Origin of the sequence: Streptococcus mitis (genome assembly GCF_002096895.1) — a bacterium.
GTDB lineage: Bacteria > Bacillota > Bacilli > Lactobacillales > Streptococcaceae > Streptococcus > Streptococcus mitis_AH.
The window spans coordinates 278793-292019 of the sequence record NZ_NCVI01000020.1 but is presented as its reverse complement, the minus strand read 5'-3'; the positions used below and the strand labels follow the sequence as shown (position 1 = coordinate 292019).

The 13227-nt window shown below is 40.7% G+C and carries 8 protein-coding genes; 3 read left to right on the top strand and 5 right to left on the bottom strand.

The genetic code is table 11. From position 1 onward, the window contains the following. Positions 1-208 precede the first annotated feature (208 nt). On the bottom strand, positions 209-2167 hold the full coding sequence (locus B7697_RS06090) for a peptide ABC transporter substrate-binding protein (protein WP_084950808.1): 1959 nt from the start codon (positions 2165-2167) through the stop codon (positions 209-211). 196 nt (positions 2168-2363) lie between these two features. Continuing rightward, positions 2364-3971: a glycoside hydrolase family 13 protein gene (locus tag B7697_RS06085; protein WP_084950806.1), complete on the bottom strand. Its 1608-nt coding sequence runs from the start codon at positions 3969-3971 to the stop codon at positions 2364-2366. Positions 3972-4123: 152 nt separating this feature from the next. Here B7697_RS06085 and B7697_RS06080 point away from each other — a divergent pair, with 152 nt between their 5' ends. Together B7697_RS06080 and B7697_RS06075 are read left to right on the top strand one after the other, a co-directional pair. Continuing rightward, on the top strand, positions 4124-5608 hold the full coding sequence (locus B7697_RS06080) for a DUF1846 domain-containing protein (protein ID WP_084950805.1): 1485 nt from the start codon (positions 4124-4126) through the stop codon (positions 5606-5608). A 94-nt stretch (positions 5609-5702) separates the two neighbouring features. Further along, positions 5703-6185: an S-ribosylhomocysteine lyase gene (locus B7697_RS06075; protein WP_050390467.1), complete on the top strand. Its 483-nt coding sequence runs from the start codon at positions 5703-5705 to the stop codon at positions 6183-6185. 63 nt (positions 6186-6248) lie between these two features. On the opposite strand, the gene B7697_RS06070 is transcribed toward B7697_RS06075, so the two are convergent. Together B7697_RS06070 and pflB are read right to left on the bottom strand one after the other, a co-directional pair. After that, on the bottom strand, positions 6249-8354 hold the full coding sequence (locus B7697_RS06070; RefSeq protein WP_084950803.1) for an ATP-dependent Clp protease ATP-binding subunit: 2106 nt from the start codon (positions 8352-8354) through the stop codon (positions 6249-6251). 350 nt (positions 8355-8704) lie between these two features. Further along, positions 8705-11029: a formate C-acetyltransferase gene (pflB, locus tag B7697_RS06065; RefSeq protein ID WP_060627487.1), complete on the bottom strand. Its 2325-nt coding sequence runs from the start codon at positions 11027-11029 to the stop codon at positions 8705-8707. Between the two features lie 237 nt (positions 11030-11266). On the opposite strand from pflB, the gene dinB reads away from it, so the two are divergent. Then, entirely contained in the window at positions 11267-12328 is a 1062-nt protein-coding gene (dinB, locus tag B7697_RS06060; RefSeq protein WP_084950801.1) for a DNA polymerase IV, read from the top strand. Between the two features lie 32 nt (positions 12329-12360). Here the strand turns inward: dinB and B7697_RS06055 are convergent, their stop codons facing one another. Beyond that, on the bottom strand, positions 12361-13206 hold the full coding sequence (locus B7697_RS06055) for an undecaprenyl-diphosphate phosphatase (protein WP_084950800.1): 846 nt from the start codon (positions 13204-13206) through the stop codon (positions 12361-12363). Between the last annotated feature and the right edge of the window lie 21 nt (positions 13207-13227).

Below are 13227 nucleotides of genomic sequence, written 5' to 3'. Positions count from 1 at the left end.
ATATCACAATCATGAAATAATTTCCATTTATTCCTTTTTTTATCAGCGTTTTCAATACATCTTCTAAATGCACTCCGAAGGAATAATTGTTTTTTTTATAATCTGTATAGTATCTATCGCTTCCTATTTTGACATTCTCGTTTCATAGACAGAAAAATCAAAATCAAAAATATAACAAACGAGGTCCCTTACGGAACCTCGCTCATCATTATTTCACATGATTTTCTGCTTCTTTTTGAGCTTTTTCGATTGCTTTTTTGCTTTCTTGCTCCCATTTAGTCTTAGCTTCTTCAAACTGTTTGGTTGTCACAGTATCTTTTTGCAGTTTCATGTACTTGTAGTTATTGCCATCACCCTTGATACCGACCAATGAATAACCTCTTGTAAATGGCGTCACTTTGGTTACAGATGCTGTTCCACCACTTGACATGGCTGACATAATCAGAGAATTGTCAATCATCCAAGCCTGTGCTTCAGCATATTTTTCATAACGTTTGGCTACATCTTTATTTTCGCTATCTGCATCTTTGAGCATCTTGGTGTAGGTATCAAGACCCAAGCTAGCAATTTTAGCTTTATCTTCCTGAGCATCTAGGCCAAAGATTTTGAGGTAGAATCCATCCTCTGCATTGAAAGGATTGAGATAAGTTGATGGATCTTGGTAGTCACCTACCCAACCATCAAAGTTCAAATCATAGTCACGATCAGCTGGTGTCGGTGCCAAGAAGGCTACGTTGTTAAAATCATCTGTTGAAAGTTGTTGAACGTCAATGACAATGTTATCAGCACCCAAAATTGACTCAAGGGTCTGCTTAACTGAGTTCATGCCTGTCACGGCATTTTTACTCGTCTGATCAACTGCCACATCCAAGTGAATTGGGAAGGTCACACCTTGACTTGCCAATTCTTTTTTAGCTTCCGCAAATTTTGCTTGGGCTTTTTCTTTGTTGAAATAGGCATCCTGAGCATCTGCCAAGTTAATACCTGACCATTCTGTGCCATAGTTGACCAATTTAGAAGCGACTACTTCTCCAAAAGTCTTGTCTCCAACTTGGACAAATGTAGGAGGCACTAGGGTGTTACGAAGAGTCTTGCTAGCTGCTTCTTCCCCATTTGACTGAGCAGAATAGGCTGTGCGGTCCAAGGCAAAGTTCACCGCTTGGCGGAAGTTCTTGTTCAAGACAGCTGTCTCAGTTGACTTCTTCTGCTCATCTGTCGTTTTAGCAGTATGATTGTAAGCTTTACGGTTGACGTTAAAATTGAAATACCAAGAAGTCTTGTCCTGCAAGCTATAAACGATATTATCCTTAAATTTTTCCTTAGTCTTAGCAAAGTTAGAACTATTTGGATAAACCCCAGCGATAGAATAGGCTCCACTTTCAAAATTACGGATGGTTAATTCTTGGTCTGAGCCATCAAAATAAGCCAATTTCACGTGTTCAATCGATACTTTGTCATGATCATAGTAATGCGGATTTTTCACATACTCGATCGATGATTTTGATGTGAAATCTTTTAACAAATACGGTCCACTGTAGAGAATGCTATTTGGAGACAGGGTCCCAAAATCTTTCCCTTTTGAATTTAGAAACTCTTCATTTACTGGGAAAAGAATACTGTTGGTTGTTTTTGAATTCCAGTACGGTTCTGGGCGTGCCAAAGTATACTCAACAGTCTGGTCGTCGATGGCCTTCACTCCAACCTTAGAAAAGTCAGAATCCGCTCCTGTAATATAATCATTCAAGCCCTTGATCGAGTTTTGAATCAAGTCAAGTGCCTGTGATTTATTATCCACTGCGTACTTGATACCTGTCACAAAATCCTGTGCCTTGACTGGGGCGTACTCTTCACCATCAGCTGTGAACCATTTGGCATCTTTTCTCAATTTGTAGGTATAAGTTAGACCGTCGCTTGAAACAGACCAGTCTTCTGCCAAAGACGGAACTAGATTTCCATGATTGTCATTTTCAAGTAAACCATCAACTAAATTAGTAATGATAGCCGTATTATCAGCGTAGTAGTCTAGTAAATAGTTAAATGTAGTTGGGTTTCCACTAAAGGTTGATGAGTAAGTTTTTGTATCTGAACCTGATTGTCCGCAAGCAGCTAAAAGCAAAGCAGCCGCAAAAGTCAGGCCTACACTAAGGATACGCTTTTTTGTAGTCATCTTCTTTCTCCTTTATGTTAGTTTTTATAACATAGGTTTATTTTACCAAAATAGTGGAAATTTGTAAAGTTAATTGAATTTCTAGAATGAAAGTTTATAAATCTTAGCCATAAAAAAACAAAGGATTTCTGCCTTTCATACAGTCCTCCCTTGTTTTTATACGATTTCGATTTTTAGATTTTTCTGTAAAAAATGTTTATAGTAATTCCACACAGAAAGCATCCCATGGAGCCAAGATTTGTTTTTCAAAAACTTCTTGAGCCATGGTGTTTTCAATTAAGACCGATTTGACGTTTCCTTCTACGGTCAAGTCTTGATCTTCATTGGACAAGTTAGCCACAACTAAGAATCGACGGTCACCGTCCTTACGGATATAAGCAAAGACTTTGTCAGCCGTATCAAGCAATTCAAAGTCAGCTCGAATCAGCCAGCTGTTTTCCTTACGAATTTGGACCAGTTTCTGATAAGTATAGAAAATAGAATCTGGATTTGCCAGCGCTTCTTGAACGTTGATTACTTGATAGTTTGGATTTACTGCCAACCATGGTTGACCTGTTGAGAAACCAGCGTTTTTACTCTCATCCCATTGCATAGGCGTACGAGCATTGTCACGTCCAATGACACGGATACTATCCATAATTTCTTCCATCGGAACGCCTTTTTCAAGAGCTTCACGCGCATAGTTGAGGGATTCAATATCTTCTACTTGGTCCAGTGTTTCAAACGGATAGTTGGTCATCCCAATCTCCTCACCTTGGTAGATATAAGGAGTCCCTCTCATTAAATGAAGCAAGATGGCAAAGGCTTTGGCAGATTTTTCGCGGTATTCTTGGTCATTTCCCCAGATAGAGACAATACGAGGGAGGTCATGATTGTTCCAGAAGAGGGAATTCCAACCATCCTCAACTCCTAATTCTGTCTGCCATTTGTTGAAAATCTCTTTTAACTTAGCGATATTCAGCTCTTTTTGATAGTGCCATTTAGGCTGACCTTCCTGATACTGAAGACAGATATGCTCAAACTGGAAGACCATAGACAATTCTTGGCCCTTTGGATCAGAGTAAAGCTTAGCAATCTCTGGAGTTGCTCCCCAGGTTTCCCCTACTGTCAAGAGATCCTGATCTCCAAAGGTCGCTTGATTCATCTCCTTGAGATAAGGATGGAGCATAGGACCATTATTAACCACCTTCTCGTCAGGAATTTTCCCAATCATGTCAATGACATCCATACGGAAACCACCAATGCCTTTATCAATCCAGAAGTTCATCATCTCATAAATTTTCTGACGAAGTTTTTCATTTTCCCAGTTGAGATCCGGCTGTTTCTTACTGAAAAAGTGGAGATAGTACTGACCCGACTTTTCATCATATTCCCAAGCAGAACCACTAAAGATAGAATCTAAATCGTTAGGTTCATCCCGCCAGATATAGTAGTCTCGCTCAGGGCTATCAGGATTTTCACAGGCCTCGACAAACCAAGCATGTTCATCTGAGGTATGATTAACCACCAAGTCCATGATGATACGAATATCACGCTTCTTAGCTTCCGCGATCAGTTGATCCATATCCTCCATAATTCCGAAAATAGCCGCAATCGCTTGATAATCAGCGATATCATAGCCATTATCATCCATCGGACTGTCATAAACAGGAGAAAGCCAAATCGCTGTAATTCCTAACTTGGCTAGATAGTCTAACTTACTAGTAATTCCTAGCAAATCACCAATTCCATCTCCGTTGCTATCCATAAAGCTCTTAGGATAGACTTGATAGACTACGGCATTGTGCCACCATTTTTCTTGCATCTTCTTACCTCATTATTTTAATAATCTGTAGTCTATGATAGCGCTTTTTAAAATTTTATGCAAGCGTTTGCCTAATATTTTTGATTCCTTTTTTAACTCCATAGTTTCCTAACTTCCAATTTTTTATTATAATAGAGGTCAGAGGTAAAAAAATGAAAAAACAAGCTTTTAGTTCTGAACAATATTTGAATCTACAGCGCGACCACATTTTGGAGCGCATTAACCAATTTGACGGCAAGCTCTACTTGGAGTTTGGTGGCAAAATGTTAGAAGATTTCCACGCTGCTCGTGTCCTTCCTGGTTATGAGCCTGACAACAAAATCAAGCTCTTGCAAGAATTGAAAGATCAAGTTGAAGTTGTAATTGCCATTAATGCTAGCAATATCGAGCATTCCAAAGCACGTGGTGACTTAGGCATTTCTTATGACCAAGAAGTCCTTCGCTTGATTGATAAATTCAATGAATTAGGGATTTTTGTTGGCTCAGTGGTCATTACACAATACGCTGGCCAACCCGCTGCAGATGCCTTCCGCAACCAACTTGAGAAAAACGGAATTGATTCTTATCTTCATTATCCAATCAAAGGATATCCGACGGATATGGATCACATCATTTCTCCAGAAGGTATGGGGAAAAACGACTACATCAAAACCAGTCGTAACTTGATCGTCGTAACTGCTCCTGGACCTGGTTCTGGAAAATTGGCAACCTGTATGTCCAATATGTACCACGATCAAATCAATGGTATCAAGTCTGGTTACGCTAAATTTGAAACCTTCCCAGTTTGGAATCTTCCCCTTCATCACCCAGTCAATTTGGCCTACGAGGCTGCCACAGCTGACCTTGATGATGTCAACATGATTGACCCCTTCCATCTCCAAACCTACGGAGAAACCACTGTCAACTACAACCGTGATATCGAGATTTTCCCAGTGCTCAAGCGCATGTTAGAACGTATCCTTGGTAAATCTCCATACGCTTCTCCGACAGATATGGGTGTCAACATGGTTGGTTTCGCTATTACAGATGATGAAGCTGCTGTCGAAGCTTCTAAACAAGAAATCATTCGCCGTTACTATCAAACTGTTCTTGATTTTAAATCCGAAAAAGTTGGCGAAGCAGCTGTCAAGAAAATTGAGTTGCTCATGAACGACCTCGGCATCACACCTGCAGACCGTAAGGTTGCTGTTGCTGCACGCCAAAAAGCTGAAGAAACTGGTGGACCAGCCCTAGCCCTTGAATTGCCAAATGGGGAAATTGTCACTGGTAAGAACTCAGAACTCTTCGGCCCTACAGCAGCTGCCTTGATCAACGCCATCAAGAAATCAGCTGACATTGCTAAAGAAGTAAAATTAATCGAGCCTGAAGTTGTTAAGCCAATCCAAGGTCTTAAAATCGATCATCTGGGTAGCCGCAATCCACGCCTTCATTCAAATGAAATCCTGATTGCACTTGCTATCACAGCTACAGAAAATCCTGATGCTGCTCGTGCTATGGAAGAACTTGGCAACCTCAGAGGAAGCGAAGCCCACTCAACCATCATCTTAACCGATGAAGACAAGAATGTCCTTCGCAAATTGGGTATCAATGTAACCTTTGACCCTTACTACCAATACGACCGCTTGTATCGTAAATAAAGATTTCAACCTCTCCACTCTCGGAGAGGTTTTCTCTCTGCCTCAAGAGCCGGCTTTATGTTATAATGAAAGAAGAAAACTGAAAGGATTTACCATGTCAAAAGAAGTTATTGTCGAAAGTTTTGAACTTGACCACACCATTGTTAAAGCACCCTATGTTCGCTTGATTGGGGAAGAAACAGGACCAAAGGGAGACATCATCTCCAATTATGATATTCGTTTAGTGCAACCAAACGAAGACTCTATCCCTACTGCTGGCCTTCACACTATCGAGCACCTCTTGGCCAAGCTCATCCGTACCCGCATCGACGGCATGATTGACTGTTCACCATTTGGTTGCCGTACAGGCTTCCACATGATTATGTGGGGACGTCATACTAGCGCTGAAATCGCATCTGTTATCAAGGATTCGCTCAAAGAAATCGCTGAGACTACTACTTGGGAAGACGTCCCTGGAACAACCATCGAATCTTGCGGTAACTACAAGGATCACAGCCTATTTTCAGCTAAAGAATGGGCAAAACTCATCCTTGAACAAGGAATTTCAGACGATGCCTTTGAACGTCATGTCATCTAAACACAAAAAAAGGAACCAGTTTTTTTCAGCTGGTTCCTTCTTTTTTATTCTCAAAATCTCTAGTTAAGCTTTCTCACGAATAACCAAACCACCGTCTTCCATATCTGCTTCTAGGTGTTTGGCATCTAGGTGATCCAAGTGGAAGTCTGTGACTTTGTCACGGATTTGTTGTTCAACCACACGACGGAGTGGACGAACACCCATGACTTCATCGTAGCCTTCCTCAGTCATGTATTCTTTAGCAGCTTCGCTCACTGCCAAGTCAATGTCTTTCTTAGAAAGCGTCTTGTTAACTTCAACCAACATAAGGTCTACAATCTTAGAAAGATTTTCTTTGCTCAAGTGTGAGAATTCGATGACAGCATTGAAACGGTTAAGGAATTCTGGACGGAAGTAAGGTTTCAAACGATCCATCAATTCTGGTTTATCAGCATCTTCTGTCAAGTTAGCTTCGTAACCAAAGCCTGCGTTTGAAGTTGCGATAATCACCGTATTCTTGAAGTTGACAGTGTTACCTTGACCATCTGTCAAACGACCATCGTCCAAAACTTGAAGTAGAAGGGTGATGACTTGAGGGTCAGCCTTTTCAATTTCGTCGAGAAGGACGATTGAGTATGGATTGCGACGGACGCGTTCTGTCAAGGTATTGTTGTTGTCATCGTAACCAACATAACCTGCAGTTGTACCAATCAATTTAGATACGGCTGTGCGGTCGCTGTATTCTGACATGTCCAAACGGATGATAGCATCTTTCGTTCCGAACATATCAAGAGCCAATTGTTTAGCCAACTCAGTCTTTCCAACACCAGTAGGACCTACAAAGAGGAAGCTACCGATTGGACGGTTACCTTCATCAAAACCAGCACGGTTACGACGGATAGCTTTTGCTACTGCTTCAACGGCCTTATCTTGACCAATAACTTTCGTCTGCAAACGATGACCCAAATCTTTCAAACGTTCGATATCCGTAGCCCCCATTTGAGATACTGGAATACCCGTCATACGTTCTACAGATTCAGCCACATCGTTGACACTTGCAGTCACTTTCATATCTTCTGTATGGTTTTCGATTTTCTTTTCCAATTCTGCAATGCGTGTTTTATAGTTTAGAGCTGCTTCAAAATCTTCTGCCTCAACTGCTTTTTCTTGCTTGTCTTTTTCTGCCTCAATTTCACGTTCAACAGCATGAACATCTGTTACTGGATGCTGAGCTGCCAAGTGAGCCGCCGTAACATCGACAAGGTCGATAGCCTTATCTGGCAAGCTACGTTGTGGAATATACTGAACAGAATAATCCACCGCTGCTTTCAAAACTTCGTCTGGCAAGATGACATTGTGGTGTTGTTGATAGAGATCACGAATTCCTTGAAGGATTTTAAAAGTATCCTCTGCTGAAGGAGCATTGACCTTGACTTCGTTGAAACGACGAGCAAGAGCTGCATTCTTCAAAATAGTGTTACGATATTCGTCTTGAGTTGTCGCTCCAATAACAGTCAATTCCCCACGAGAGAGAGCTGGCTTGAGAATATCCGCAAGCCCTTTAGATCCACTATCTCCACCAGTGCTACCAGCACCGAGGATTTGGTGAATTTCATCAAAGAAGAGGATAATATTCCCTGCTTCTTTCACTTCGTTTACTAGGTTTTGAACGTTTTCTTCAAAACTACCACGGTATTGAGTACCAGCCTCAAGACCAGAGATATCGATGGAAACAATTTCCTTATTCTTAATAGCAGCTGGAACATCACCGTTCACAATGGCTTGTGCCAAGCCTTCGACAACTGCTGTCTTACCAACACCTGCGTCTCCGACTAAAACAGGATTGTTCTTGGTACGGCGTGAAAGGATTTCAGATGTTTCTTGAATTTCCTTGTTTCGTCCGATAACAGGATCCAACTTGCCCTCACGCGCTTCTGCAGTCAAGTTTCGACCTAGTTTTGCAAGGACACCGTCTTGTTTCATACCTGATGCCTGTTGTGGCATTTTCCCATCAACTTCTGCATTTCCTGGTAATTGACCAGTCGCACGATAGTGAGCAAATTCCTCAGGTGTGACTTCACGTCCATTAATCAAGTAACGGCGATTTTCAGAACTGTATCCTCGCATACCACCCATCAATTGGTTAAATAAATCATCCATGTTGTTAAAATTATTAAAGTTGTTGTTCATATTCTTTACCTCTTTTTGTTATTTATTATTACTGATATTGACTATCTTTGACCTTTGTTTTAAAAAATTTAGACTAGCTAAATCACTACTCTACGTACTATTTCTGGTTTTTCTTTTTCAAGCAGGAGTAGACTATCTTTATTTCTGAAGATTTCTAGATTAAACATAGACCCACCTCTTTCTATTTTACTTTAAATAAATGTTCTAGTAAGGCTTTCATTTACCTTACGTTCATAATATACTACATTAGTCAGAAAAGGTCAAGATATTTGACTTTAATTGACCAATAAATTTTACAAAAAGAAGAACTAGCTTTAAACTAGTCCTTCTTTGTATTATTTTATATAATCTTAGCTCAATGCATCCAAAGCATCATCCATTGAAAGAACTTCGTGGAAGACACGTTGTGTCAATTCAGTTTTTTGTTCTGGAGTGAGGTATTTAGTGTTTACACAGTATCCAGAGATACGTACGATAACGTCTTCACCTGACATGATCTTTTCGTAAACATCGTTCAAGTCCATAACGTTCAAGTTAACGTGTTGTCCACCGTTTTCGAAGTAACCATCAAGGATTGTTACCAAGTTATCAACTTGTTCATCACGAGTCTTACCAAGAGCACGTGGAGAAACCTGTGTAGTCAATGAGATACCGTCAGCGGCATAACCAAAGTCAAGGCTAGCAAGTGAGTTCAAGTTTTGCAACCATCCACCTTTAGCTTTGTTAGATGGGTTAGCACCTGGTGAGAAGAATTCAAGTTTAGACAAGTTCACAGAACCATCTTCGTTGAGGTATACACCTTTGTGGACTGGTGAGTTACCAGTTTGTTTAGAGTAAGCAACGTTAGATGTGATTGTCAAAAGTGATACAGTAGCTTCTGCGTCTTTGTAAAGTTTGTGGCTACGTAGACGAGTTGTGTAAGCTTCAATCAACCATTCTGCCAATTCGTTTGAACGTGGATCATCTTCACCCCAACGTGGGTATTCACCGATTGTTTCGTAATCATAGATATAGCCGTTTTCGTCACGGATTGGTTTAACTGTAGCGTATTTGATAGCTGACAATGTATCAACAGTGTTAGCAAATCCACAGATACCGAATCCCATGTTTGCACGTTGTTTAGTTGGCAAGAAGGCCATTTGAACAGCTTCGTAGTTGTACTTATCAGTCATGTAGTGGATGATGTTCAAAGCATCTACGTAAGTGTCAGTCAACCAGTCAAGAGATTTTTCAAAGTTTTCTTTAACTGATTCGAATTCAAGAACTTCGTCACGGATTGGTTCGATGTCAAATACTTTGTAGTCTTTGTGAACATCGTCGTAACCACCGTTCAAACCAGTAAGAAGGGCTTTCAATACGTTTACACGCGCACCGAAGTACTGGATGTTGTGGCGTTGTTCTTCATTTTCTGGGTCAAGTGGAGACACACAGCATGAGATACAGCTCATTTCACCATATCCGTCTTTAGCCATTGTTGTTACACCTTCGTATTGGATAGAAGAGTGTTTGTGGCTCATGTGCATACAGTAGCGACGGAAGTTGTATGGCAATTTGTCAGTCCAAAGAACTGTCAAGTTTGGTTCTGGAGAGTTACCGATGTTATCAAGAGTATTCAAGAAACGGTAGTCCATCTTAGTAACACGGTGACGACCGTCGTTACCCATACCTGCCATAGAAGTTGTGATGAAAGTTGGGTCACCTGAGTACAATTGGTCGTAAGCTTTTGTACGAGCAAATTTAACTGTACGAAGTTTCATAACGAAATCATCAACGAATTCTTGGATTTCTGATTCAGTAAATGTACCACGAGCAAGGTCACGTTCTGCAAAGATGTCCAATACGATTGGCACACGTCCTAGGGATGTAGCAGCACCGTTGATAACACGGCAGACAGACATGAAGGCGATGTTAACCCATTGGATTGCTTCTTTAACGTTCATCGCTGGTTTGCGAACGTCAACTCCATAAAGGTCACCCAAGCGAACAACTTGTTGCAATGCTTGGTATTGAAGATTGATTTCTTCACGAAGACGGATTGTTTCTTCATCGATTTCTTCAATTGCGTTCCAGTCGTTTACTTTTTCTTGCATCAAGTAGTCTGCACCGTAAAGAGCAAGACGTGCGTAAACACCGATGATACGTCCGCGTGAGTATGCATCTGGAAGACCAGTTACAGTGTGTGCGTGACGAGCGCGACGGATATTTGAAGTGTAAGCGCGGAAGATACCGTCGTTAACTGTTGTTACGTATTTAGTGAAGATTTCGTGAACAGCTGGATCTGGTTCGTATCCATTTTCTTTCAAAGTAGTTTCAGCCATACGGATACCACCTTTTGGCATGAAGTTCAATTTGAATAGTTCATCATTTTGGATACCGAAGATAACTTCATTTTCTTTATCGATAAATCCAGCAGGGATATCAGCGATAGATGTTGGACGAGTGTCCATTGGGAAACGAGTTTCTTCGTAGTGAGCCTTAGTTTCTTCTACAATCTTTTTGATGTGAAGTGAACGTTCTGTTGGTCCTGCAAGGAAGCTTTCGTCTCCATCGTAAGGTGTGTAGTTAGCTTGTACGAAGCGTGATACACTTGCTTTTTCTTTCCAATCTACGCCTTTGAAGCCTTCCCAAGCTTTGTCAAAAATATCTTGTGCTTCAACAACTGTCTTAACAACCATGTTAATGTCCTCTTTTTTCTTTCTAGTAACAGTCATCTGTTACATTCATGAGACAAGTATACCACACAGTAACCGATTTCAACAAGTAGAAAACCCTTGTTTTTACACTTTCTTTTCTAAAACAGTCTATATTTTATCCTAAACTGTATTATATTTTTGAAAAAAATAAAGCATTTTTTCTTTTTTTCAGAAAAAAGGGTATAATAAAAGAAAATAAGCAGTAAAAAGGTGCTAGGCATGTTGATTTTCCCCTTGTTAAATGATTTGTCAAGAAAAATCATCCATATTGACATGGACGCCTTTTTTGCTGCGGTGGAAATTAGGGATAATCCTAAACTCAGAGGAAAACCTGTCATTATAGGAAGAGACCCTCGGCAAACAGGTGGACGGGGAGTCGTTTCTACCTGTAGCTATGAAGCACGAGCTTTTGGTGTCCATTCTGCCATGAGTTCCAAGGAAGCTTATGAACGTTGTCCCCAGGCCGTCTTTATCTCAGGGAATTATGAAAAATACAAGTCTGTAGGACTCCAGATTCGCGCTATTTTTAAGCGCTATACAGATTTGATTGAGCCCATGAGTATTGACGAAGCCTATTTGGATGTAACAGAAAATAAACTCGGTATCAAGTCAGCTGTCAAAATCGCTCGCCTCATTCAAAAAGATATCTGGCAAGAACTCCATCTAACTGCTTCTGCCGGTGTTTCCTACAACAAGTTCTTAGCTAAAATGGCTAGCGATTATCAAAAACCACATGGTTTGACAGTGATTCTACCTGACCAAGCTGAGGATTTTCTCAAACAAATGGATATTTCCAAGTTTCATGGAGTAGGAAAAAAGACGGTGGAACGACTGCATCAAATGGGTGTTTTTACTGGAGCTGATCTACTTGAAGTTCCTGAAGTGGCCCTAATAGACCGTTTTGGCAGACTGGGCTATGACCTGTATCGAAAGGCTCGTGGTATCCACAATTCCCCAGTCAAATCCAATCGTATCCGTAAATCAATCGGGAAAGAGAAAACCTATGGAAAGATTCTCCGTGCCGAGGAAGACATCAAAAAAGAGCTGACTCTCCTATCAGAAAGAGTCGCTCTCAATCTACATCAACAAGAAAAAGCTGGAAAAATCGTCATTCTGAAAATCCGCTACGAGGACTTTTCAACTCTTACTAAACGAAAAAGTCTCGCTCAAAAAACACAGGATGCTAGTCAGATAAGCCAAATAGCCCTGCAACTCTATGAAGAATTAAGCGAGAAAGAAAGAGGTGTCCGCCTGTTGGGGATTACCGTGACTGGATTTTAAAACCTTGAAGAGCTGACTCTTCAAGGTTTTTCTTATACAAATAAACGGACAAAGCTATAAAGTAATAAGACACTACCAAGCACGATACGGTACTTACCAAAAAGGGTGAAGTCGTGTTTTTTCACATAGCTGGTCAAGAAACGAATAGCGACCATGCTGACTGCGAAAGCGACTCCCATGGCAACCAAGAGCAAGAACAATTGCCCGAAGTCCAAGAGTTGTCCTGCTTTTACAAATTTGAAAATCTTTAAGGCGCTAGCTCCAAACATAACTGGAATTCCAAGATAGAAGGTAAATTCCGTTACAACAGAACGACTGGTTCCATTTAACAAACCACCGACGATCGTTGCCCCAGAACGGCTAGTCCCTGGTAAAAGAGCAAGAACTTGGAAGAGTCCGATATAGAAGGCTGTCGTATAAGGAAGCTTGTCCAACTCTGTTACACTTGGTTCGATAGCACGCGCTTTATTGCGCTTTTCCAAATAGATAAAGGCAATCCCGTAGATAATCAACATGAGGGCAACTGAAACCATATTATGGAAGTGGGTATCAAACCAATCGTCAAATTTAAAGACGGCAAGTAAAGGCAAGGTCGCAATCAAGACCTTCAACCATAGTCTCCAAGTCTTACGAACTTCCTGCTTGTCCTTAGTCGGTTTGAAGGGATTGAGCTTGTTAAAGTAAATCACCATAACTGCTAAAATAGCACCAAGCTGAATCACGACATTAAACATGGACATAAAGGCTTCACTCTGATTTTGGTATTGGATAAATTCCTCTGCTAAAATCAAGTGACCTGTACTTGAAATCGGCAGCCATTCCGTAATTCCTTCAACAATACCGAAGAAGATAGATTTTAAAATTTCAATAAGATACATAGATTACTCCTTTTTCTATCT